The organism is Rhodopseudomonas sp. BR0M22 (assembly GCF_010907035.1).
Classification (GTDB): domain Bacteria; phylum Pseudomonadota; class Alphaproteobacteria; order Rhizobiales; family Xanthobacteraceae; genus Rhodopseudomonas.
Window position 1 is genome coordinate 19,659 of the sequence record NZ_QUMK01000051.1, and the last position, 21,896, is coordinate 41,554.

The window sequence follows — 21,896 nt, forward strand, 5'->3', positions numbered from 1 at the left end:
CGCGCCGCGTGACGGCGGTATCGGTTCGTCCGGGCGCGGCGCCGTGCTATCGTCGTCTTCGGATTCCGCCGGGTGCACGACAGCGTGACGGATGTCGGAAGTTCGTCCCCAGCGGAGTCGACAGCATGGCCAAGTCACCGATCAAGTCATCCCCCAAGAAGCCGGCGTCGAAGGCGGCAGCCAAGCGCGAGGCGACCGACGTCGCCAACTGGAAACGCTCGGACGGCATCAAAGCGCCGCTGCTCTCCGCCAAGGTGCTCAACAGCCCCGACCCGCACGCGCTCGACCAAACTCGCGATAACATTCTGGAAGTCGCGATCGGCCGCGAGGTGCGCAACTTCCGCAATCAGCTCGGCATCAACATCTCGGAGCTCGCCGAAGCCGCCGGGATCTCGCTCGGCATGCTGTCCAAGATCGAAAACGGCATGACGTCACCGTCGCTGACGACGTTGCAGGCGCTGGCGCGCGCGCTCAGCGTTCCGGTCAGCTCGTTCTTCCGCCGATACGAAGAGCGGCGCTCGGTCAGCTTCGTCAAGGCGGGGGAAGGCCTGGCGATCGAGCGGCGCGGCACCCGCAGTGGCCACCAGTATCACTTGCTCGGCTACAACGGCGACCAGAACTCGCGTCTGGTCGTCGAGCCCTACATGATTACGCTGACCAGCGAGTCGGACGTCTTCCCGCTGTTCCAGCATCCCGGCATGGAGTTTCTCTATATGCTCGAAGGCTCGGTGGTGTACCGGCACGCGGAGAAGCGCTACACGATGCTGCCCGGCGACAGCCTGTTCTTCGATGCAGACGCCCCGCACGGGCCCGAGCAGATGGTGACGCTGCCGATCCGCTTTCTGTCGATCATCTGCTACGTCCGCGAGAACGATTGAGGCGTGCGCCGCGCCGGCCGTACCCCCGTTACGTCTCGCCCTCATCGCGCGACGGCGGCGAACCGCCGGAGAACTGCACACGCTCGTGTCGCGGCGGCAATCCGAACTGCCGGCGATAATGCCGCGTAAAGGTCGACGCGCTGGCAAATCCGGTCGCCACCGCGATCTCCCCGATCGACAACGAGGTTTGCCGCAGCAGCCGGCGGGCCTGCTCGAGGCGCAATCGCGCATAGTGCCGCAGGATCGTCGTCCGCAGTTCGTTCCTGTACAGCCGCTCGAGCTGCCGCAGCGACATCCCGGCGATCTGCGCCAGTTTCGCGCGGCTGAGCGGGGCTTCGATATTGCGCTCCATGTACGCCATCGTTTCGATCAGCTTCGGGTGGTGGACGCCGAACCGGTCGGTCAGTGAAAGCCGCTGCGCCGCCTCGCCGCGCCGGACGTCGGTCTGCAGGAACCAGTCGCTGACGGCGGCCGCAAGTGCGGATCCGTGATCGAGCCGGATCAGCGCGTGCATCATGTCGAGCGCCGCGATGCCGCCAGCGCAAGTGAAGCGGTCGCGATCGATCTCAAACAGCGAATGGCTGAGCCGAAGAAATGGAAACGTCTCGGCGAAAGCCGGGATGTGCTCCCAATGCACGGTGCAGCGATAGCCGTCGAGCAGACCTGCCTGGGCGAGCAGAAACGGGCCGGCCGAGACGCCGCCGAGCCGCACGCCGTGACGCGCAGCCTTGCGCAGGAATGCCAGTGTCGGCGCATGCTGGAAGCTCTGCGGATTGCCGCCGGCGCACACCACGATCATGTCGAGTCGCCCGGCCTCGGAAGCGGTCACGTCGGCTTCGATGCGGACGCCGTTCGACGCCGTCACACCGGAGCCCTGCAGGGCGAGGTGGCGCCAGCGATACAGCGTCCGGCCGGCCAGCGCGTTGGCGGCGCGCAGCGGCTCGATCGCGGACGCGTAGGACATCAGCGCAAAACCAGGGACGAGCAGAAACCCGACGCGCAGCGGCCGTTGCGTTTTGTCGCTCACGGTCAATTTTTGGTCGTTTCTTGCCATCCGCTGGGATGGATAGCAGCGGATGCTCCACGCGACAAGTTGCACGAAACGGCGGTCCCGATGCGCTACTCGCTTTTCGCCCTCGCCCGCGAAGCCTTCCGCAGCCATCGCGGCTGGCAACCGGTCTGGCGCGATGCCGCGCCGCGCCCGCACTACGACGTGATCATCGTCGGCGGCGGCGGTCACGGCCTCGCCACCGCGTATTATCTCGCCGAGCGCTTCGGCATCCGTAACGTCGCCGTGCTGGAGAAGGGCTGGATCGGCTCCGGCAACGCCGGCCGCAACACCACCATCATCCGCTCCAACTATCTGCTGCCGGGCAATCAGCCGTTCTACGAACTGTCGATGCAACTCTGGGAAAGCCTGGAGCAGCAGCTCAATTACAATACGATGGTCAGCCAGCGCGGCGTGCTGAATCTGTTTCATTCGGACGCGCAGCGCGACGCCTTCGCCCGGCGCGGCAACGCGATGCTGCTGTCGGGCGCGGACGCCGAACTGCTCGACGCGGACGACGTGCGGCGAATGCTGCCGCTGCTCGACTTCGACAACGCCAGGTTTCCGATCAAGGGCGGCCTGCTGCAGCGCCGCGGCGGCACCGCGCGGCACGATGCCGTGGTGTGGGGCTATGCGCGCGGCGCCAGCGAGCTCGGCGTCGACATCGTCCAGAATTGCGAGGTCACCGGCTTCGTCCGCGACGGCGACCGCGTCGTCGGGGTCGAGACCAGCCGCGGGCGGATCGGCTGCGGCTCGGTCGGCCTGGCGGTGGCGGGCAGCTCCTCGCGCGTCGCCAAAATGCTCGGGCTGAGGCTCCCGATCGAAAGCCACCTGATCCAGGCATTCGTCTCCGAGGGTATTAAGCCGCTGATTCCGGGCGTCGTTACTTTCGGCGCCGGGCACTTCTACATCAGCCAGTCCGACAAAGGCGGCCTGGTGTTCGGCGGCGACATCGACGGCTACAACTCCTACGCCCAGCGCGGCAATCTGCCGGTGATCGAAGACGTTTGCGAAGGAGGCATGGCGCTGATGCCGTCGATCGGCCGAGTGCGCATCCTGCGCAACTGGGCGGGGCTGCTCGACATGTCGATGGACGGCTCGCCGATCATCGACCGCGCTCCGATCGAAGGCGTCTACCTCAACGCCGGCTGGTGCTACGGCGGGTTCAAGGCGACGCCCGCCTCGGGCCTTTGCTTCGCACATCTGATCGCCAATGGCTCGAGCCACCCGGTCGCGACCGAACTCCGCCTCGATCGTTTCGCGGCCGGGCACCTGATCGACGAAAAGGGCCGTGGCGCCCAACCCAATTTGCATTGAGAAGCAACCATGCGGATCAACTGTCCCTATTGCGGCGAGCGCGACCTCGGCGAGTTCGTGTACTTCGGCGACCCGGTGCCGCGCCCAGATCCCTCCGCAGCCGATGCGGCGCAGCGCTTCCACGACTCGGTCTATCTGCGCGACAACCCGGCAGGACCGCATCAGGAACTCTGGTACCATGCCTACGGTTGCCGCGGCTGGCTGCGCGTCACGCGCGACACCCGCACTCATGCTATGCTCGGTAGCGCATTCGCGAGTGACCCAGCATGAGCGGCGCGGCGCATGAGGTAGCAGCAGCGCGGCTGGCGGCTGGCGGCCTGATCGATCGCTCGCAGCCGATGTCGTTCGCGTTCGACGGAACGACCTACCAGGGCTTTGCGGGCGACACGCTGGCCTCGGCGCTGCTCGCGAACCGCGTCACGCTGGTCGGCCGGTCGTTCAAATATCACCGGCCGCGCGGGATCTTCACCGCCGGGGCCGAAGAACCGAACGCATTGGTCGAATTGCGCGAGGACGCGCGGCGGGAGCCCAACACCAGAGCGACGACGGTCGAATTGTTCGACGGGTTGAAGGCGCACAGCCAGAACCGCTGGCCGTCGCTGGCATTCGATGTGACTTCGGTGAATTCGCTGCTGTCGCCGCTGCTCGCCGCCGGGTTCTACTACAAGACCTTCATGTGGCCGGCCTCGTTCTGGGAGAAAATCTACGAGCCGGCGATCCGTCGTGCCGCCGGCCTCGGCCGCGCCAGCGGCCAGGCTGATCCGGACGGCTACGACAAATGCCACGCCTTCTGCGACCTGCTGGTGATCGGCGGTGGCGCGGCAGGACTGATGGCGGCACTGGCCGCCGGGCGCGCGGGCGTGCGCGTCATTCTCTGCGACGACGACTTTGCGATCGGCGGACGCTTGAACGGCGACGTCCGCGACATCGCGGGCCGCAGCGGCGCACAGTGGGCCGCGAACGTGGCCGCCGAATTGCGAGCATTGCCGACCGTGCGAATGCTGCGCCGGACCACGGTGTTCGGCGTCTATGACGGCGGCACCTATGGCGCCCTGGAACGCGTCGGCGACCATCTTGCTGTGCCGGCGCCGCATCAGCCGCGGCAGCGTTACTGGAAAATCGTCGCCCGCCGCAGCGTGCTGGCCGGCGGAGCGCTCGAGCGACCGATCGTGTTCGGCGGCAACGACCGCCCCGGCGTGATGGTCGCGTCCGCAGTGCGGACCTATCTCAACCGGTTCGCGGTCGCGCCCGGCCGCCGCTGCGCAGTATTCACCTGCAACGACGACGCATGGACAACGGCGTTCGACCTGGTGCGTGCCGGCGTCGACGTCGCCGCGATCGTCGACAGTCGGAAGGAAATTTCGCCGCAGCTGATCGCCAGGGCGCAGGAGGCGCAGATTCCGGTGATGCCGGGAGCCGAAGTGATCGACACCAGCGGCCGGCTCCGTCTCGACGGCATCACGGTTCGGGACGTTGCGGGACGGATCAGCCGGCACGCGATCGACCTGCTTGCAGTCTCCGGCGGATGGAGCGCCAATCTCGGGCTGACGACGCATCTCGGCAGCCGCCCGGAATGGTCCGATGCACTGGCGAGCTTCGTGCCCGGCACGTTGCCGCCTGGGATGGCGGCGGTCGGTGCCGCCGCCGGACGCTTCGGTCTGAGCGACGCGCTCCGCGACGGCGCGGCGGCGGGTGCCGCTGCGGCCGAGGCGGCAGGCTTCACGCCGTCGTCTGTCGATGTTCCTGTGACCGATGCCGAGCCCACCGGCATCACACCGATCTGGCATGTCGCCTCGTCGCGATCCAAGGCGTTCGTCGATCTGCAGAACGACGTTACCAGCGACGACGTCGCATTGGCGGCGCGGGAAGGCTTCAAGTCAGTCGAGCTGCTGAAGCGCTACACGACGCTCGGCATGGCCACCGACCAAGGCAAGACCTCCAACGTCAATGGTCAGGCGATCATGGCCCGACTGACGGGCCGCTCGATGGCGCAGGTCGGAACCACGATGTTCCGGCCGCCTCATGTGCCGGTCGCGATCGCCGCCTTCGCAGGCCATCACCGCGGCCAGCGGTTTCGACCGACGCGCCGCACCGCCGGCCACCATTGGGCCGAGCAGCAGGGCGCGAGCTTCGTCGAGGCCGGACAGTGGCTGCGCGCTCAATGGTTCGCGCGAGCCGGCGAAACCGACTGGCTGCAGATTGTTGGGCGGGAGGTTCGGGCTGCGCGCGATAATGTTGGTGTCTGCGATGTCTCGACGCTCGGCAAGATCGACGTCCAGGGCAGCGACGCCGGTATTTTTCTCGACCGGATCTACGCCAACACGTTCTCAACCCTGCCGGTCGGCAAGGTGCGCTACGGCTTGATGCTGCGCGAGGACGGCATCGCTTTCGACGACGGTACCTGTGCACGGTTCGCCGACGATCATTTCATGATGTCGACGACCACCGCCAACGCCGGTGCGGTGATGCAGCATCTCGAGCACGCCCGCCAGGTGCTGTGGCCGCAGCTCGACGTCCAGCTCGTCTCGGTCACCGAACAATGGGCGCAATACGCCGTCGCCGGCCCGCGCTCGCGCGACCTTCTCGAGCGGCTGCTCGGCGGCTCGATCGACCTGTCCGACGCCGCGCTGCCGTATCTCGGTTGCGCCGAATTCGTCTGGTGCGGAGTTACCGCGCGGATCTACAGGGTGTCGTTCTCCGGCGAACTCGCCTACGAATTTGCCGTCCCGGCGCAGTTCGGCGATGCCGCAATCCGGGCTCTGATGCAGGCCGGCGCCGCCTTCGGCGCGGTGCCCTACGGCACGGAGGCCCTCGGCGTGATGCGGATCGAGAAAGGGCACGTCGCCGGCAACGAACTCAACGGTACCACCACCGCCGCCGATCTCGGGCTGGGACGGATGATGTCGCGGAAGAAGGACTTCATCGGCCGCGTGCTGGCGGAGCGACCCGGGCTGATCGCCGCCGACCGCCCCGCCCTGGTCGGCATTGTTCCAGTCGATCGCTCGCAGCGGCTGCGCGCAGGCGCGCATTTCCTCGGGATCGGCGCGGCACCGACGATGGCGAACGACGAGGGCTACGTCACGTCGGTGGCGTTCTCGCCGATGTGCGGCCACTGGATCGGACTGGGCTTTTTGAGACACGGCCCACAGCGGATCGGCCAGCGCGTGCGCGCCTACGACCCGCTGCGCCGCGGCGACACCGAGGTCGAGATCGTCGCTCCTGTCTTCTTCGATCCGGAAGGAGAACGGCTTCATGGATGAGCTCGCCGCGCAGCCGGCTTCGGCATCGTTCGTGCCGCCCCGATCGGCCTCGGGCGACGGCGTCGTCATAACCGAACGCCAGAATCTCACGCTGGCGACCTTGCAGACTCGCCGCGGTCAGCACGCCGCGCTGCGTGCCCGCGTCGCCGCCCGATTCCACGTCGATCTGCCGCAGCGGCCGGCGGTCGGCCGCACCCAATCGGTGTCCTTCGTCGGCGTCGGACCCGAAACCTGGCTGGTGATCGCCCCGGACGGAGGGCCGTCATTCGTCCGCTCGCTCAAGGCCGACGTCGCCGGGCTAGCGTCGGTATCGGATCAGAGCGGCGGTCACGCGATCTTTCGAGTCGGCGGACGCGCGGTCGGGGCGACCCTCGCCAAGCTCGTTCCAATCGATCTCGATCCTGCCGCGTTCAAGGTCGGCGACGCCGCCACCACGGTCGCCGCCCATGTCGGAGTCACGCTGTGGCGCTGTCCCGACGGGCTCGACGGCGAGCAGGTCTTCGAACTCAGCGTGTTCCGTAGCCTCGCCGGTAGCTTCCTCGAATGCTTCTGGGACAGCGCTGCGGAATTCGGCTGCCGCTGGGATGCGCAGCCCCCGCGAGCCTCCACCTCTCCCTCCCGCTGAGCCCGATTCTCCTCATGTCCAACGACAGCTACATCCTCACCTCGTCCTGCCCGAACCGGCCCGGCATCGTCGCGGCCGTGGCGCGCCTCCTGTTCGAAAACGGCGGCAACATCCAGGAAGCGCATCAATACGACGACATCGAAAGCAATCAGTTTTTCGCCCGCATCCGCTTCAACTTCATGGACGGCGCGATCGAGCCGTTCGAACAGGCGTTCGCGCCGCTGGCGAACGAGCTACAGATGCGCTGGACGCTGCGCGCACGTTCGCAAAAGATGCGCGTCCTGATCATGACCTCGCGCTCCGATCATTGTCTGGCGGATCTGTTGTATCGCTGGCGGATCGGCGAGCTGGCGATCGATCTCGCCGGCATCGTCTCCAACCACCCGCGCGAGACCTATCTGCACCACGACCTGACCGGCATCGCGTTCGACTATCTACCGGTGACGGCGCAGACCAAGGCGCAGCAGGAGGCCGAGGTCTGGAAGATCATCCAGGAGCGCAACGTCGATCTGGTGATCCTGGCGCGCTACATGCAGATCCTCTCGAACGACCTCTCCACCAAGCTGGCCGGACGCTGCATCAACATCCATCATTCGTTCCTGCCGGGCTTCAAGGGCGCGCGCCCGTATCACCAGGCACACAGCCGCGGCGTCAAACTGATCGGCGCGACCGCGCACTATGTCACCGCGGATCTCGACGAAGGACCGATCATCGAACAGGACGTCGAGCGCATTTCCCACCAGGACCGGCCCGACGATCTGGTCCGCAAGGGCCGCGACATCGAGCGCCGCGTGCTGGGACGCGCCGTATTCTGGCACACCGAAGGCCGCGTCATTCCCAACGGCGTCAAGACCGTTGTGTTCAGGGACTGAACCAGCCCGCGACGATCATTGAAGGCGAGATGATCTCGGAGCGGTGCAGCGCATGGTTCGAGACGGCGCTTCGCGCCCTCTCGATGAGGTTGTACCTGTTTGAGACTCCGAGGCACGGCCGCGCGTCCATCAAAAATAGATTCGCTCTGAGCGTCGCGACGTAGCGGACAAATAGCGTAAATACCGACTCCGGCCGAGCCGCGCGCCCCGTGGTCCGCAAACGGTCGAGGAGACACCAGTGGTATTCTCATCCGACCGGCGAACTGGTATTTAGATAACTACGTCGGTCAAACAAACTCACATTTGTGCACCGCGCTCATTGGCCTGGAACGCTTCTGCACGCGCTGTGACGCCGTCGCTTCCCACCTCGTGAGCACCATGGTACGCTGCAACTCATCAAACCATTCCTCGAGCAGCTGTCCAGTGCAGGAATACCATGATCAGCGGCGATTATGGGCGCGACGCCTTGGACTTCATTGAAGGCCTCTCTGGCCTCACGACACTCACAGAAGCATTCCAGGCGATTGAATCCGGATTCGGCGCCTTCGGCTTCGAGACCATTATCATCACAGCTCTCCCCAACCACCATCAGCGGTTCTCGCAGATGGTGATGGCGAAGCGCTGGCCGGACGAGTGGTTCAGACTCTACACGCAAAGGAATTATGACCGCTTCGACCCAGTCGTCAGACATCTGCGACAGACGATCAATCCCTTCGAATGGTCGGAAGCGCCGTATCATCGCGAAGACGATCGGCGGGCTGCGGAGGTCATGGACCGCGCGGCCGACTTCAGGATGGTCCGCGGCTTCATCGTCCCGATCCACGGCCTTGCCGGCTACGAAGCCGCCATCTCATTCGGCGGATCGAATATCGAGCTCAACTCCCGCACAAAGCCTTTGCTGCATCTGATGGCGATGTACGCCTTTGATCGCATTCGGACTCTGGCCGCGCCGGCGCCGCCAGGGCCAAGACTGACGCATCGGGAACGTGAAGCGCTGATCTGGACCGCGCGAGGGAAGTCTGCGTGGGAGATCGGCGAAATCCTGAGCATTGCGCAACGCACCGCCGAAGAGCACATCTCCACGGCCGGACGAAAGCTGGGCGCCGCGAACAAAACCCACGCCGTCGCCATCGCCATTCGTCAGAATTTGATCGTTCCCTAGCGCGAACGACACTGGGATTTTTCCCAATATCGATACTGCGATTGTTGTTCGACATTCCACTTCGCTCATCCAGGGGAGGTGGAAATGATTCATGTAATTTCGGCGAGCAACCGCCATCTATACCAGGACGCTATCGAGCAACACTTCCAGATCCGACACGAGATCTTCGTCGAAGAGCGCGGGTGGAAAACACTCGCGCGACCGGACGGCCGCGAAATCGATCAATATGACGACGACGATACGATCTATTTGCTGGCCATGGACGAAGGGAGAGTCATCGGAGGGCACCGCCTCTACCCCACCACGAAGCCCACCATGATCGGCGAAGTATTCCCTCACCTCGCGACCGTCGGCGGCTGCCCATCGGCGCCGGATATTTGGGAGTGGTCGCGGTATTTCATTGTTCCCGAGCGGCGGGACAGCGATTTGAACCTTCGCCTGATGGCTGCCGTTCAGGAGTTCGGCCTGGATGAAGGGATCTCGCAAGTCAGCGCGGTTATCGAGATGTGGTGGCTGCCACGCTTTCAGCAGGCGGGTTTCGCCTTGAAACCTCTCGGCGTCCCGGCACTGGTGGAGAACGCCTGGACGATCGCGACACTGATCGACATCAGCGAAAGCGCCCTGTCGACCGTTCAAACAATGATCGGCGAAGCCGGCGTGTTGAAGCGTCGTGGCCCGCAGCGCCGGCATGTGGCGCATTCCGAGCAGCTGCGGTCAAATCCTGCCGAGCACTTACTTCTGGCATGACAGGATGCTTAGCGCGAACTCGATCACCCGGCGGCGTTCGAGCGGCGATGAAATTTTGCAGAACGCCCGAACCAATTCGAGGCTCTCTCGCGGTGAGGCAAAATACCCTGCTGCCGGCGCGGCAAGCTCGATTCCAAGACTATTGGCGGGCTGCTCGTATTTCAAATCGTCATGAGCCACCACAGTCCCCGAGATTAAAAATGGCTACCGTTGATCAATTGAATCAGCTTCGAAGGTCCGTCGATGGCGCTCGGGAGCAGGCTATTGCTCTTGATCTGACGACGACGGTCCGCATCCTTGGGATGGCGTGCCTCGAGATTGCAGAAATGATCGATAGCAAGATCGGAAACGAACATGACCGTTTTGTAAAGTCAGAAGATTGATTACATGGAACGCCGCTCGTTCTTGGACCGTCGATGGTATCTGATTGAAAGATCACTCGGGCGATTGTTCACGCGCCGACTTATTCATCTGCGTAGCTGACTACCATCGTCCGCGCCGCAACGCCGCATACCACTGCACCGCACCAATTGATCTGGCACAATGCGGCCGCACTGCACGCTCGTTTAGCGACGATGATAGATGGCATCTGTCCATCGTCGGGAAGGGAGCGGTCCATGCCTCATACCATCGATCAGAAGATCAACGCGTTGCTCGAGCAGCAGAGCTCGCTGCGGCACTGGCTGGAACAGATCCGAGCGCTGACCAAGGACGCCCGCGGCGCCACGGTGATCGCCGGCCTGACGCAGAAGGAAACCGAGGACTTTCTGCTGCTCAGCCCGCTGGTCCACGCCCGCGACAACGGCATGACGTCCGACCACGCCGCCGCGGCGCGGGCACGCCATGCCGAGCTGAAGGCCAAGCTGGAAAGCGCACTGCAGGACAACGCGATCGAAGGACTGAGCGGCTGGGGCGAAGCGGCGGCGGCACGCTGAGCGCTGGGCGGCGGAGTACTCGCTGCGGCGCAGACCAGCCGTCGTTATCTCCTCCGCCGCCGGTCAGTCAGTTCGGCAGAAAACGCTCATCGCTGGCCTGGCGATGAGCCGGATCGGTTTTGCCGGCGCTCACCCCATCCTAAGCGCCACGGGCGTCAGCTCAGATTGGACGGCTCGCGGCTATGCTTTTACGCCGAGGCCTGCTTGGTCTCGGGAGCGACGGGGGCGCAGTATTTGTATGCCAGCCAGGACGACAGCGTCGCGGGCACCAAGCCGACGAGGCCGTACAGCACGAACTGCAGCACGCCGGCGTCGCCGCCACGGTTGCCGTACATGAAGGCGGTGGCGAGGAAACCGATGGCGCCGACGATCACCACCCGGCCGACCGGACCGATCCGGCGGATGTGGCAGACGATCTCGTCGATCGCCGCCATCATCAGCGCTGGCAGCAGGCCGAACAGATAGCTGTATTGCAGCGACCTGAACAACACGACGAAGAACTTCTGCACCTCGGTCAGGTTGGTGTGTGCCCAATAGCCCGACTGATAGGTCGACGCGAACAACAGCAATAGACCGCCGATGAACGGACCGATCGCCGCAAAGATCAGATAGCGCTTCATGCCTGCTCCACCCGCGGACATGCCCGACCGCGAGGGGCAGGCTACGCCGCCGGCCACCTGTTCGACAACTGCCCGAAACGCGAATGCGGCGGGCGGCATCGCCGCCCGCAACGGTTACATCTGCACCGCGATCAGGTTCGGTCCGCCGCTGGCGAGGCCGGCGGCGAGCGCCGCGTTCAGCTCGTCGGCGGTCGACACGTTCTTGGCCGGCACGCCCATGCCCTTGGCCAGCGCCACCCAATCGAGGTCAGGCCGATCCAGCGTCAGCATGTCCTCGGCGCGCTGGCCGGGCTTGCCGGCGCCGACGCCGTCGAACTCGCCGCGCAGGATCTGATATTTGCGATTGGCGAACACCACGGTGGTGACGTCGAGATTTTCGCGCGCCTGCGTCCACAGCGCCTGTACGGTGTACATCGCGCTGCCGTCGCCGACCATGCAGATCACCTTGCGGTCCGGGCACGCCACCGCGGCACCAACCGCGACCGGCGGCGAAAAGCCGATCGAGCCGCCGAGATTTTGCAGCCAGTCGTGCGGCGCGGCAGCAGCCGTCGGCGGGAAGAAGCCGCGGCCGGTGGTGATCGATTCGTCGATCACGATGCCGTTCTCCGGGATCGCCATCGCGATCGCCTGGGCGATGTTGTCCAGCGTCAGCGCGCCGGTCGGCTTGGCGATCTCCACCAGCTTCTGCGGCGCCGCGTCGCTCGCCTTGGCGCCGAGCGCGCCGGCCAGCGCTTCCAGCGCCGCGACCGAATTGTCGCCGATCTCGGTAACGCGATGCGCCTCGCAGCCTTCGGGCTTGAGCAGGCTCGGCTTGTCCGGATAGGCGAAGAACGCCACCGGATCCATCGCCTCGACGAGCACGATGTGGCGGAACTGCTTCAGGATCGGCAGCGCGGCATCGACGACGTAAGGAATCCGCTCGATCCAGTAGCGCCCCTGCCCGCGCGCCATGCGGGCGTTGTAGGTTTGGCCCATCACCTTGCAGCCGGTCTTGCCGGCGATCCGCTGCGCCAGCGCCAGGCCCTGTTCGGTGAGCGCATTGCCGGAGAGCAGCAGCAGCGTCGGCTCGCCGGAACGCAACACTTTGGCGGCGGCCTCGACCGCTTGCGGCGAATAGCTCGGGCGCTGGCTGTCGGCCGGCACGTCGGCGACGCCGTCGGCCTCGTTCCAGGCGGTGTCGGCCGGCAGGATCAGGGTGGCAATCTGCGCCGGCGAACTCTTGGCCGCGGCGATCGCGGCGGCGCCGTCGCGCGCCACCGACTTGGCGTCCGGCGAGGTGCGGACCCAGGCCGACATCGGCCGCGCCAGCCCCTCGATGTCCGAGGTCAGCGGCGCGTTGTAATCGATGTGGTAGGTGGCGTGCTGGCCGACGATGTTGACGATGCCGGAGGCCGCCTTCTTGGCGTTATGCAGATTGGCGAGGCCGTTGGCGAGACCGGGGCCGAGATGCAGCAGCGTCGAGGCTGGGCTGCCCTTCATCCGGTAGTAACCATCCGCCGCGCCGGTGACCACGCCCTCGAACAGGCCGAGCACGCAGCGCATCCCTTCGACCCGGTCGAGCGCGGCGACGAAGTGCATTTCCGACGTGCCGGGATTGGTGAAACACACATCGACGCCGCCCTTGACCAGCGTCCGCACCAGACTCTCGGCACCATTCATCATTTCGCTCCCGATTTGCAATTTCTGCGCCCGATCAATCATTGTTCCATCGCTTCGTCAAAGGGGAACGACGCGCGGCAGGACTGCGGCGGGCGCGCGGCGTGCTGCGGCGTACCGTCACCGGCTTGCGCAATCGGCGCGATTGTGGCCAGTTCTGAGCGAAACGAAGATTGCGAGGTTCGGAATGGTTCGTCGACTAGCCGCCAGCGCACTTGCGCTGCTCTCGATCGCCACCGCTGCACCGATGACAGCTTCGGCGCAGGAAATGGATCTGCGCGAGGTGATGGGCTTCGGACCGTTCTACCGCTCCGGTCCCAGCGCCAACCCGATCCCGCGCGAGACCGTGATGTTCCAGGGCAACTACGCCCCCGGAACCATCGTGATCAGCACCCGGGAGCGACGGTTATATCTGGTCCAGGGCGACGGCACCGCGCTGCGCTACGGCATTGGCGTCGGCCGCGACGGCTTCCGCTGGTCGGGCACCCACCGCATCACCGCCAAGAAGGAATGGCCGGGCTGGACGCCGCCGGCCCAGATGCTGCGCCGCCGCCCCGACCTGCCGCGCTATATGGCCGGCGGCGAGGACAATCCGCTCGGCGCCCGGGCGATGTATCTCGGCTCGACGCTGTACCGGATTCACGGCTCCAACGAGCCGGAGACGATCGGCCAGGCGGTGTCGTCGGGTTGCTTCCGCATGACCAATGACGACGTCAAGGACCTGTACGACCGGGTCCGCGTCGGCACCGTGGTGGTTGTGAAGAACTGACGCATCCGGGCGATTATTCGCGTGCACAGTCGGCCTCTGCTGAATTGCCGGTTGTGCCGCGGACCGGAATGCGGCAGCCTTTCGCAATGCGATACGATGCCCGGCATCTCCGACTTGCGTTCGCGGCGGCCCTCGCCGCGAACGTCGTAGTCGCCACAATTGCCCAACTCACCGCGGCGCCGGCCGACGCCGCCGAGGCGACCGACTTCTCCGGCCATCAGCGCAGTGAGAAGACCGACTTCACCGACGAGCAAATCATCGACGGCTTCTTCCGCACTGCGTTCGGCGCCGAATTCCACATGGCGGGACGGGTCGACCGCATCCGCAAGTACGAAGCCCCTGTGCGGGTCTATGCCGAGGGCGACGGCCAAGCCCACCGCCGCGCCGAACTCGCGCGGATCGTGAGGGACATCGCAGGCCGGGTCGAACATCTCGACATCGCGATGACCGACGACCCCGACGAGGCCAACGTTACCGTTCACCTCGTCCGCGACCGCAATCTCGGCAAGACCATTGCGACGTTCTACGGCGAAGAGCGCGCCCGCGAGATCCGCGACAGCCTCGATCCGCAGTGCCTGTCTGGCTTCCGCAAGAACGACCGGTACGAGATCGAGCGCTCGGACGTCATCCTCACCATCGACAACGGCGACTTCGTGTTCCGCGACTGCGCCTACGAGGAACTGCTGCAATCGCTCGGCCCGATCAACGACACCGACAAGGTGCCGTGGACGATGTTCAACGACGACGTGCAGAAGGGCTATTTCGACGTCTACGATCAGTACCTGTTGAACATCCTGTACCACCCGGCGATCAGGCCGGGGATGACGGTGCCGGAAGTCAAGGCCGTGCTACCGCAAGTCCTCACCGACGTCCGAAGCTACGTCGCCAAGGTGAACCGGCTGACGCGCTAAGGTGCCTTCGGAAGCCTCGCTCGGACATGCAGAAAGATCGGCGCGACGCGGGTGTCGGCCACGATCGGCTCGGCCGCGGCGACCTCCTCCGACGCCATCGGCTCACCGAACGCCTCGATCACCAGCCCTGCCCCGACGATCATCGCGACCCAGGTCGACAACGTGCGGTGAAAGCGCGGCACCGCAAACGGCGTCAGCGCGGCCTGCTGCTCGGGCGAAACACTGGAAAACAACCACCGTTCGACACGGCCGTCGCTCTCGTCGAAGTAATCGGCCACTTCGACGGCCACCGGAGCGCCCTGCGCATCGCGGATGTTGCGGCGTGTCGGCGGAACGAAGCAGGGATGAAGGATGGAAAACTGCAGGAACCCGCCCGGCTTCAGGATTCGCGCAACTTCCCGAAGCACAGCCGCCTGGTCGACCATGTCCATCATCGACATGAAGGCCGTCACGAAATCGAAACTGCCGTTTGCGAACGGCAATGTGAGGCCGTCTCCCAGCACGTAGTCGATGCCGAGAGGATCACATCGTTCGGAGTCACGAGCATGGCGCAGGAAGGTCGGAGCGATGTCGAGGCCCGTCATCGAGGCGCCGAGCCGCGCGACGGCGCGCGTGTTGGTGCCTTCACCGCAGCCGAGGTCCAGCCCTTTCAGACCAGCGACCGGCGGCAACATCGCGAGGAAAGCCGGCGTATTCAGCGCATCGCGATATCGGTCATGGCCGGCTCGCGAGAGCATCGTCCACGTCTCGGCGTTGCTCTCCCAGTGCGCGGAGACCTCCTTGGCGTCCATTTTGTCCCTCCGATTTCAAGCGAGGGGCGGAGCCATAGGGATTACAGGTGTCAAAGCAAGGGCGCCAAGATGGCACCCTTGCAACGCGTGACGCCTCACGCCGTCTTGGTGAACAGCTCGCGGCCGATCAGCATGCGGCGGATCTCGCTGGTGCCGGCGCCGATCTCATAGAGCTTGGCGTCACGCAGCAGGCGGCCGGTCGGATAATCGTTGATGTAGCCGTTGCCGCCGAGCAACTGGATGGCGTCGAGCGCGCATTGGGTGGCACGTTCGGCAGCGTACAGGATGGCACCGGCGGCGTCCTCGCGGGTCGTCTCACCGCGGTCGCAGGCCTTCGCCACCGCATACACGTAGGCGCGCGAGGCATTCATCGTCACATACATATCGGCGACCTTGCCCTGCACCAGCTGGAAGTTGCCGATCGGCTCGCCGAACTGCTTGCGCTCGTGCACATAGGGCAGCACCACGTCCATGCAGGCCTGCATGATGCCGAGCGGGCCGGCGGCCAGCACCGCGCGCTCGTAGTCGAGCCCGCTCATCAGCACGTTGACGCCGCGGCCGATCTCGCCGAGCACGTTCTCCTCCGGCACTTCGCATTCCTCGAACACCAGTTCGCAGGTGTCGGAGCCGCGCATGCCGAGCTTGTCGAGCTTCTGCGCAGTGCTGAAGCCCTTGAAGCCCTTCTCGATCAGGAACGCCGTCATGCCGCGCGGACCGGCGTTCGGATCGGTCTTCGCGTAGACCACCAGGGTTTCGGCGATCGGGCCGTTGGTGATCCACATCTTGTTGCCGTTGAGGACGAAGCGATCACCCTTCTTGTCGGCACGGGTCTTCATCGACACCACGTCGGAGCCGGCGCCGGGCTCGCTCATCGCCAGCGCGCCGACGTGCTCGCCGCTGATCAGCTTCGGCAGATATTTCTGTTTCTGCGCCTCGTTGCCGTTGCGGCGGATCTGATTGATGCAGAGGTTGGAATGCGCCCCATAGGACAGCCCGACCGAAGCCGAGGCACGCGAGATTTCCTCCATCGCAATGCAGTGCTCGAGATAGCCGAGCCCGGCGCCGCCGTAGTCTTCCTCGACGGTGATGCCGTGCAGACCGAGCGCGCCGAGCTTCGGCCACAGGTCGCGCGGGAACGTGTTGGTCTTGTCGATGGCCTCGGCGCGCGGCGCAATTTCGTTGGCAGCGAAGTCGCGAACGGTCTCCCGGATCGCGTCGGCGGTCTCGCCGAGATCGAAATTGAACAGGCTCTGCGCGTTGGCAATCATGCTGGGGGCTCGCTCCGCTCAGCGGCGCCTGGCAGCACCGCCATGTTTGTTTGCACCCACCATGTCACGCTGCCGCGAGCCTGAGAAGGCTCCAAAGGTGGGCGCCGCAGCAAGTCGCACAGCTTGTCGACGCAAGTCGGCGGCCGACCGCCTTTCTACCGTCACGTCAATTTTTTCCGAACGGCTGGATTAAGAGCCGCGAAGGCACCTTGCCGCCGCCGTCCGTTGACGATCTGATCGGACGGCCGAACCCGCCGGACCCAACCATGGCGGGACCCAACAATCCGACCGCGACCGACGCCGCCGATCGGCGGCGCGTCCATGACATTGCCAGGGAGGACGACGATGCACGGCACGATCGAGACCGGAAAAGCGGCGCGGCTGCGGGCGGCACGCGAGGAAGCCTATGCGACGCCGCTGAAGGACTTCCATCCCGGCGCACCGCGGCACTTCCGCGACGATACGCTGTGGCCGTGGTTCGAACGGCTGCGCGCCGAAGAACCGGTGCATTACTGCACCAACGCGCCGATCGAGCCGTATTGGAGCGTCGTCAAGTACAACGACATCATGCATGTCGACACCAGCCACCAGATCTTCTCGTCGGACTCCACGCTCGGCGGCATCTCGATCCGCGACGCGCCGGTCGGCTACGACTGGCCGAGCTTCATCGCGATGGACGAGCCGCGGCACTCGGCGCAGCGCAAGACGGTGTCTCCGATGTTCACGCCGGATCATCTGGACGAACTCGCCGTGCTGATCCGCGGCCGGACCCAGAAGGTGCTCGACGGCCTGCCGCGGGGCGAGACCTTCAACTTCGTCGACCGCGTCTCGATCGAGCTGACGACGCAGATGCTGGCGACGCTGTTCGATTTTCCGTTCGACGAGCGCCGCAAGCTGACGCGCTGGTCGGATGTCGCCACCGCGCTGCCGAAGAGCGGCGTCGTCGAATCCGAGCAGCAGCGCCGCGACGAGCTGAACGACTGCGCCGCATATTTCGCCCGAATGTGGAACGAGCGGGTGAATTCCGATCCGCGGAATGATCTGTTGTCGATGATGGCGCATCACGACGCCACCCGCGCGATGGACCGCGACAATCTGATCGGCAACATCCTGCTGCTGATCGTCGGCGGCAACGACACCACCCGCAATACCATGACCGGCTCGGTGCTGGCGCTGAACGAGAACCCGCACGAATTCGAAAAACTACGAGCCGACCCGAAGCTGATCGACACCATGGTGCCGGAGGTGATCCGCTGGCAGACGCCGCTGGCGCACATGCGCCGCACCGCCCTCGTCGACACAGAGCTTGGCGGCAAGACCATCCGAAAGGGCGACCGCGTGGTGATGTGGTACGTTTCCGGCAACCGCGACGACGAGGTGATCGAGCGACCGAACGAGTTCATCATCGACCGCAAGCGGCCGAAGATTCACCTCTCGTTCGGTTTCGGTATCCACCGGTGCGTGGGGATGCGCCTGGCCGAATTGCAACTAAGGATCGTATGGGAGGAGATGCTCAAGCGTTTCGAGCGTATTGAAGTTGTCGGGGAGCCGAAGCGGGTGTATTCGAGCTTCGTCAAGGGCTACGAGTCCTTGCCGGTCCGGGTCTCATGACCCTCCCCCCAAAACCAAAAAGAAGACGCAGCCGATGAAACACCATGCCGCGGAGCAGGACGAATACCACGACATCCGCGACGCCGTCGCCAAACTGTGTGCGCAGTTTCCCGGCGAGTACTGGCGTAAGCTCGACCGCGAAATGGCCTATCCGAAGGCGTTCGTCGACGCCCTGACGGAGGCCGGCTACCTCTCGGTGCTGATCCCCGAGGAATACGGCGGCGCCGGCCTGAAGCTGTCGGCCGCGGCGGCGATCCTGGAAGAGATCCAGCGCGCCGGCTGCAACGGCGGCGGCTGTCACGCCCAGATGTACACCATGGGCACCCTGCTGCGGCACGGCAGCGACGAGCAGAAGGCCAAATGGCTGCCGAAGATCGCCAGCGGTGAACTCCGCCTGCAGGCGTTCGGCGTCACCGAGCCGACCTCGGGCACCGACACCACCTCGCTGAAGACTTTCGCCAAGAAGGACGCGAACGGCGACTACGTCGTCAACGGCCAGAAGATCTGGACCAGCCGCGCCGAATATTCCGACCTGATGATCCTGCTGGCGCGCACCACGCCGAAGGATCAGGTGACCAAGAAGACCGAGGGCCTCTCGGTGTTCCTGGTCGACATGCGCGAGGCGCGCGGCCATGGCCTCGAGATCCGCCCGATCCGCACCATGATGAACCACGCCACCACCGAAGTGTTCTTCACCGACATGAAGGTGCCGAAGGAGAACCTGATCGGCGAAGAGGGCAAGGGCTTCCGCTACATCCTCTCCGGCATGAATGCCGAGCGCATCCTGATCGCCTCGGAGTGCGTCGGCGACGCCAAGTGGTTCATCGCCAAGGCCAGCGCCTACGCCAAGGACCGCACCGTGTTCGGCCGTCCGATCGGCCAGAACCAGGGCATCCAGTTCCCGATCGCCAAGGCCTACGCCGCCATGCGCGCGGCCGAGCTGATGGTGAAGGAAGCCACCCGCAAGTACGAAGCCGGCATGGATTGCGGCGCCGAGGCCAACATGGCCAAGATGCTCGCGGCCGACGCATCGTTCGAGGCGGCCAACGCCTGCATCCAGACCCACGGCGGCTTCGGCTTCGCCGAGGAATACGACGTCGAACGCAAGTTCCGCGAAACCCGGCTGTATCAGGTCGCTCCGATCTCGACCAACCTGATCCTGTCGCATCTCGCCGAGCACGTGCTCGGAATGCCGCGGTCGTACTGATTGCCAGCCGCCCACGGCGTGCGCCCGCCGCCGGACAACACGCTTGTCATTCCGGGGCGCGCGGAACGCGCGAACCCGGAATCTGACACGCAGATAACATCTGGATTCCGGGTTCGCCGCTGCGCGGCGCCCCGGAATGACCACTGTGGGGACTATTGATGCTTCCGCTCGAAGGACTGACCGTCATCGCCGTCGAACAGGCGGTCGCGGCGCCGTATTGCAGCTCGCGGCTCGCCGATGCCGGCGCGCACGTCATCAAGATCGAACGGCCCGAAGGCGATTTCGCCCGCGGCTACGACGCCGCCGCCAAAGGCCAGAGCAGCTACTTCGTCTGGCTCAACCGCGGCAAGGAATCCGCGGTGGTCGACCTCTCGACCAAAGAGGGCCGCGCCGAGCTGGAGAAGCTGATCGCCTCGGCCGACGTGCTGCTGCAGAACCTCAAGCCCGGCTCGATGGACAAGCTCGGCTTTGCCCGCGAGCGGCTGCGCAAGGACTATCCGAAGCTGATCATCTGCACGATCTCCGGCTACGGCGACGACGGCCCCTACGCCCATCGCAAGGCCTATGATCTCCTGATCCAGGCCGAGAGCGGTCTCGCCTCGATCACCGGCGGCCCGGAAAGCGCCTCGCGCGTCGGCATGTCGATCGTCGATGTCGCCACCGGCGCCACCGCGCATGCGGCTATCCTCGAAGCGCTGATCGGCCGCGGCCGCACCGGCCAGGGTGCTGACATCCGGATCTCGATGTTCGACGTGATGGCCGACTGGCTGACCGTGCCGCTGCTCAACGCCGAGGCCGGCAATCCGCCCAAGCGTCTCGGCCTCGCCCATCCGTCGATCGCGCCCTACGGCGTGTTCACCTCCAAGGACGGCAAGGACATCCTGATCTCGATCCAGAGCGAGCGAGAGTGGAAGAAGCTGTGCTCGGACGTGCTGCGCCAGCCGGACCTGCCGAACGATCCCCGCCTGTGCAACGGCGTCGAGCGGGTCAAGAACCGCGCCTACACCGACAAGATCGTGGCCGACATCTTCGGCTCGCTGACCCGGGACGATCTGCTCGAGCATCTGGCCGCCGCCGACATCGCGTTCGCCGAAGTCAACGCGATGGAAGATTTGTCGCACCATCCGCATCTGCGCCGGATCGAAGTCGACACCCCGAACGGCAAGGTGACCTATCCGGCGCCGGCGGCGATCGTCGTCGGCGAGGATCGTCATTACGGCGCGGTGCCGGGCATCGGCGACAAGCGCAAGTAAGCGAGGACCAACATGACCGACGCGCTCGACATCGATCATCTGCGGCAATGGATCGGCCGCAGCGAACAGGCCACTGACCTCGTCACTCCGCAACTCGTGAAGGGGCTGCGCGCGACGCTGTTCCTCGACATCGGCAAGCCGCAGACCGGCGATGCCGCGCCGTTCACTGCGCACTGGTGCCTCGGCCAGCCGGTGTACCCGATGGATCAGCTCGGCCCCGACGGCCACCCGACCCGCGGCGGCTTCCTGCCGCCGGTGCCGCTGCCGCGCCGGATGTGGGCGGGCGGCGAACTGCAGTTCCTCGATGCGCTCAAGGTTGGCGACGAAGTGACCCGGACCTCGACGATCGGCGACGTGACGATCAAGCAGGGCTCGACCGGCACGCTGTGCTTCGTCACCGTCAATCATGAGATCACGACGCTCCGCGGCGTGGCGATCCGCGACCGCCAGGACATCGTCTATCGCGACGTGCCGCCGCCCTCGTCCGCTCCCGCAGCGCCAGCCAAACCCGCGGCTGCGCCGCCGACGGCCAAGCATCGCGAGAGCCATCTCGCCGACCCGGTGCTGCTGTTCCGTTATTCGGCGCTGACCTTCAACGGCCACCGCATTCACTACGACCGCGACTACGTCACCAAGGTCGAGGGCTATCCGGGCCTGATCGTGCACGGCCCGATGCAGGCCGCGCTGCTGGTCGAATTCGCCGCCAAGCTCAAAGGCAGTGTACCGAAGACCTTCAGCTATCGCGGCGTGCAGCCGCTGTTCGACGGCGCCGACTTCAGCGTCAACGCCAACGAGACCGCAACCGGCCTCGACCTGTGGACCGCCAATGCCGATGGCGTGCCGACGATGAAGGCCACGGCGAGCTGGTAGCATTTGTCACGCGGCGGCCGCGAAACCCCTCCCCCTTGCGGGTAGGGTCGGCCGAGCGAAGCGGAGGCCGGGGTGGGGGGCCCCGAGCACAGTGCC

At 65.4% G+C, this 21,896-nt stretch carries 22 protein-coding genes; 16 read left to right on the forward strand and 6 right to left on the reverse strand.

What is annotated here, in order from left to right; translation table 11 throughout:
* Window positions 1-125: 125 nt before the first annotated feature.
* Entirely contained in the window at window positions 126-878 is a 753-nt protein-coding gene (locus DY468_RS16680; RefSeq protein WP_164605924.1) for a helix-turn-helix domain-containing protein, read from the forward strand.
* Between the two features lie 28 nt (window positions 879-906).
* Here the strand turns inward: DY468_RS16680 and DY468_RS16685 are convergent, their stop codons facing one another.
* A complete protein-coding gene (locus DY468_RS16685) occupies window positions 907-1,842 on the reverse strand; it encodes a GlxA family transcriptional regulator (RefSeq protein WP_246701006.1) in 936 nt (311 codons plus the stop codon).
* A 150-nt stretch (window positions 1,843-1,992) separates the two neighbouring features.
* Between DY468_RS16685 and DY468_RS16690 the strand changes: the two genes are divergently transcribed.
* The 7 genes from DY468_RS16690 to DY468_RS16720 all read left to right on the forward strand — a co-directional run bounded on the left by DY468_RS16690 (window position 1,993) and on the right by DY468_RS16720 (window position 9,909).
* Window positions 1,993-3,243, forward strand: coding sequence for a sarcosine oxidase subunit beta family protein (locus tag DY468_RS16690; RefSeq protein ID WP_164605926.1), 1,251 nt, complete (start codon window positions 1,993-1,995; stop codon window positions 3,241-3,243).
* Window positions 3,244-3,252: 9 nt separating this feature from the next.
* Window positions 3,253-3,513 carry a sarcosine oxidase subunit delta gene (locus tag DY468_RS16695; RefSeq protein ID WP_164605927.1) on the forward strand — a complete coding sequence of 87 codons (261 nt, stop codon included), beginning with the start codon at window positions 3,253-3,255 and terminating at the stop codon, window positions 3,511-3,513.
* The gene (locus DY468_RS16700; RefSeq protein WP_164605928.1) at window positions 3,510-6,503 is read left to right on the forward strand and encodes a sarcosine oxidase subunit alpha family protein; all 2,994 of its coding nucleotides are present in this window, start codon (window positions 3,510-3,512) and stop codon (window positions 6,501-6,503) included. Before DY468_RS16695 ends, DY468_RS16700 begins: the two co-directional genes overlap by 4 nt.
* Entirely contained in the window at window positions 6,496-7,128 is a 633-nt protein-coding gene (locus DY468_RS16705; protein WP_164605929.1) for a sarcosine oxidase subunit gamma, read from the forward strand. The genes DY468_RS16700 and DY468_RS16705 overlap by 8 nt, the downstream gene beginning before the upstream one ends.
* A 14-nt stretch (window positions 7,129-7,142) precedes the next feature.
* Window positions 7,143-8,000 (forward strand): formyltetrahydrofolate deformylase, encoded by an 858-nt coding sequence (purU, locus tag DY468_RS16710; RefSeq protein WP_164605930.1) that lies wholly within the window; start codon window positions 7,143-7,145, stop codon window positions 7,998-8,000.
* Between the two features lie 436 nt (window positions 8,001-8,436).
* Window positions 8,437-9,162: a LuxR family transcriptional regulator gene (locus DY468_RS16715; RefSeq protein WP_164605931.1), complete on the forward strand. Its 726-nt coding sequence runs from the start codon at window positions 8,437-8,439 to the stop codon at window positions 9,160-9,162.
* A gap of 84 nt (window positions 9,163-9,246) precedes the next feature.
* On the forward strand, window positions 9,247-9,909 hold the full coding sequence (locus DY468_RS16720; protein ID WP_164605932.1) for an acyl-homoserine-lactone synthase: 663 nt from the start codon (window positions 9,247-9,249) through the stop codon (window positions 9,907-9,909).
* On the opposite strand, the gene DY468_RS16725 is transcribed toward DY468_RS16720, so the two are convergent.
* A complete protein-coding gene (locus tag DY468_RS16725; RefSeq protein ID WP_164605933.1) occupies window positions 9,895-10,089 on the reverse strand; it encodes a hypothetical protein in 195 nt (64 codons plus the stop codon). The genes DY468_RS16720 and DY468_RS16725 overlap by 15 nt on opposite strands.
* Before the next feature lie 20 nt (window positions 10,090-10,109).
* On the opposite strand from DY468_RS16725, the gene DY468_RS16730 reads away from it, so the two are divergent.
* The gene (locus tag DY468_RS16730) at window positions 10,110-10,292 is read left to right on the forward strand and encodes a hypothetical protein (protein WP_164605934.1); all 183 of its coding nucleotides are present in this window, start codon (window positions 10,110-10,112) and stop codon (window positions 10,290-10,292) included.
* 234 nt (window positions 10,293-10,526) lie between these two features.
* Window positions 10,527-10,844 (forward strand): hypothetical protein, encoded by a 318-nt coding sequence (locus DY468_RS16735; protein WP_164605935.1) that lies wholly within the window; start codon window positions 10,527-10,529, stop codon window positions 10,842-10,844.
* 188 nt (window positions 10,845-11,032) lie between these two features.
* Here the strand turns inward: DY468_RS16735 and DY468_RS16740 are convergent, their stop codons facing one another.
* Together DY468_RS16740 and DY468_RS16745 are read right to left on the reverse strand one after the other, a co-directional pair.
* On the reverse strand, window positions 11,033-11,464 hold the full coding sequence (locus DY468_RS16740; protein WP_164605936.1) for a DUF5413 family protein: 432 nt from the start codon (window positions 11,462-11,464) through the stop codon (window positions 11,033-11,035).
* Between the two features lie 114 nt (window positions 11,465-11,578).
* On the reverse strand, window positions 11,579-13,123 hold the full coding sequence (locus DY468_RS16745; protein ID WP_164605937.1) for an acetolactate synthase large subunit: 1,545 nt from the start codon (window positions 13,121-13,123) through the stop codon (window positions 11,579-11,581).
* Window positions 13,124-13,307: 184 nt separating this feature from the next.
* On the opposite strand from DY468_RS16745, the gene DY468_RS16750 reads away from it, so the two are divergent.
* Together DY468_RS16750 and DY468_RS16755 are read left to right on the forward strand one after the other, a co-directional pair.
* Window positions 13,308-13,889, forward strand: a complete 582-nt coding sequence (locus DY468_RS16750) for a L,D-transpeptidase (RefSeq protein WP_164605938.1) — start codon at window positions 13,308-13,310, stop codon at window positions 13,887-13,889.
* 86 nt (window positions 13,890-13,975) lie between these two features.
* On the forward strand, window positions 13,976-14,800 hold the full coding sequence (locus tag DY468_RS16755) for a DUF2927 domain-containing protein (RefSeq protein WP_164605939.1): 825 nt from the start codon (window positions 13,976-13,978) through the stop codon (window positions 14,798-14,800).
* Here DY468_RS16755 and DY468_RS16760 read toward each other — a convergent pair.
* Window positions 14,797-15,591, reverse strand: a complete 795-nt coding sequence (locus DY468_RS16760) for a class I SAM-dependent methyltransferase (RefSeq protein ID WP_164605940.1) — start codon at window positions 15,589-15,591, stop codon at window positions 14,797-14,799. The two genes, DY468_RS16755 and DY468_RS16760, sit on opposite strands and share 4 nt — an antisense overlap.
* A gap of 95 nt (window positions 15,592-15,686) precedes the next feature.
* Complete coding sequence (locus DY468_RS16765) at window positions 15,687-16,859, reverse strand: isovaleryl-CoA dehydrogenase (RefSeq protein ID WP_164605941.1); 1,173 nt, start codon at window positions 16,857-16,859, stop codon at window positions 15,687-15,689.
* Window positions 16,860-17,204: 345 nt separating this feature from the next.
* Between DY468_RS16765 and DY468_RS16770 the strand changes: the two genes are divergently transcribed.
* From DY468_RS16770 to DY468_RS16785, 4 genes are all read left to right on the forward strand, one after another.
* Window positions 17,205-18,470, forward strand: coding sequence for a cytochrome P450 (locus DY468_RS16770; RefSeq protein ID WP_164605942.1), 1,266 nt, complete (start codon window positions 17,205-17,207; stop codon window positions 18,468-18,470).
* A gap of 34 nt (window positions 18,471-18,504) precedes the next feature.
* The gene (locus DY468_RS16775; protein WP_107354801.1) at window positions 18,505-19,677 is read left to right on the forward strand and encodes an acyl-CoA dehydrogenase family protein; all 1,173 of its coding nucleotides are present in this window, start codon (window positions 18,505-18,507) and stop codon (window positions 19,675-19,677) included.
* 158 nt (window positions 19,678-19,835) lie between these two features.
* A complete protein-coding gene (locus DY468_RS16780) occupies window positions 19,836-20,930 on the forward strand; it encodes a CaiB/BaiF CoA transferase family protein (RefSeq protein WP_164605943.1) in 1,095 nt (364 codons plus the stop codon).
* 12 nt (window positions 20,931-20,942) lie between these two features.
* Window positions 20,943-21,800, forward strand: coding sequence for an HTD2 family dehydratase (locus tag DY468_RS16785; RefSeq protein WP_164605944.1), 858 nt, complete (start codon window positions 20,943-20,945; stop codon window positions 21,798-21,800).
* Window positions 21,801-21,896: the final 96 nt, after the last annotated feature.

What these genes read in the sequence shown, in the direction of transcription:
- DY468_RS16750 (WP_164605938.1), top strand. Translation starts at nt 13,308, where the DNA reads ATGGTTCGTCGACTAGCCGCCAGCGCACTTGCGCTGCTCTCGATCGCC.
- DY468_RS16695 (WP_164605927.1), top strand. Translation starts at nt 3,253, where the DNA reads ATGCGGATCAACTGTCCCTATTGCGGCGAGCGCGACCTCGGCGAGTTC.
- DY468_RS16740 (WP_164605936.1), bottom strand. Translation starts at nt 11,464, where the DNA reads ATGAAGCGCTATCTGATCTTTGCGGCGATCGGTCCGTTCATCGGCGGT.
- DY468_RS16735 (WP_164605935.1), top strand. Translation starts at nt 10,527, where the DNA reads ATGCCTCATACCATCGATCAGAAGATCAACGCGTTGCTCGAGCAGCAG.
- DY468_RS16680 (WP_164605924.1), top strand. Translation starts at nt 126, where the DNA reads ATGGCCAAGTCACCGATCAAGTCATCCCCCAAGAAGCCGGCGTCGAAG.
- DY468_RS16690 (WP_164605926.1), top strand. Translation starts at nt 1,993, where the DNA reads ATGCGCTACTCGCTTTTCGCCCTCGCCCGCGAAGCCTTCCGCAGCCAT.
- DY468_RS16685 (WP_246701006.1), bottom strand. Translation starts at nt 1,842, where the DNA reads ATGTCCTACGCGTCCGCGATCGAGCCGCTGCGCGCCGCCAACGCGCTG.
- DY468_RS16755 (WP_164605939.1), top strand. Translation starts at nt 13,976, where the DNA reads ATGCGATACGATGCCCGGCATCTCCGACTTGCGTTCGCGGCGGCCCTC.
- DY468_RS16720 (WP_164605932.1), top strand. Translation starts at nt 9,247, where the DNA reads ATGATTCATGTAATTTCGGCGAGCAACCGCCATCTATACCAGGACGCT.
- DY468_RS16760 (WP_164605940.1), bottom strand. Translation starts at nt 15,591, where the DNA reads ATGGACGCCAAGGAGGTCTCCGCGCACTGGGAGAGCAACGCCGAGACG.
- DY468_RS16730 (WP_164605934.1), top strand. Translation starts at nt 10,110, where the DNA reads ATGGCTACCGTTGATCAATTGAATCAGCTTCGAAGGTCCGTCGATGGC.
- purU (WP_164605930.1), top strand. Translation starts at nt 7,143, where the DNA reads ATGTCCAACGACAGCTACATCCTCACCTCGTCCTGCCCGAACCGGCCC.
- DY468_RS16745 (WP_164605937.1), bottom strand. Translation starts at nt 13,123, where the DNA reads ATGAATGGTGCCGAGAGTCTGGTGCGGACGCTGGTCAAGGGCGGCGTC.
- DY468_RS16775 (WP_107354801.1), top strand. Translation starts at nt 18,505, where the DNA reads ATGAAACACCATGCCGCGGAGCAGGACGAATACCACGACATCCGCGAC.
- DY468_RS16770 (WP_164605942.1), top strand. Translation starts at nt 17,205, where the DNA reads ATGCACGGCACGATCGAGACCGGAAAAGCGGCGCGGCTGCGGGCGGCA.
- DY468_RS16780 (WP_164605943.1), top strand. Translation starts at nt 19,836, where the DNA reads ATGCTTCCGCTCGAAGGACTGACCGTCATCGCCGTCGAACAGGCGGTC.
- DY468_RS16700 (WP_164605928.1), top strand. Translation starts at nt 3,510, where the DNA reads ATGAGCGGCGCGGCGCATGAGGTAGCAGCAGCGCGGCTGGCGGCTGGC.
- DY468_RS16785 (WP_164605944.1), top strand. Translation starts at nt 20,943, where the DNA reads ATGACCGACGCGCTCGACATCGATCATCTGCGGCAATGGATCGGCCGC.
- DY468_RS16765 (WP_164605941.1), bottom strand. Translation starts at nt 16,859, where the DNA reads ATGATTGCCAACGCGCAGAGCCTGTTCAATTTCGATCTCGGCGAGACC.
- DY468_RS16715 (WP_164605931.1), top strand. Translation starts at nt 8,437, where the DNA reads ATGATCAGCGGCGATTATGGGCGCGACGCCTTGGACTTCATTGAAGGC.
- DY468_RS16705 (WP_164605929.1), top strand. Translation starts at nt 6,496, where the DNA reads ATGGATGAGCTCGCCGCGCAGCCGGCTTCGGCATCGTTCGTGCCGCCC.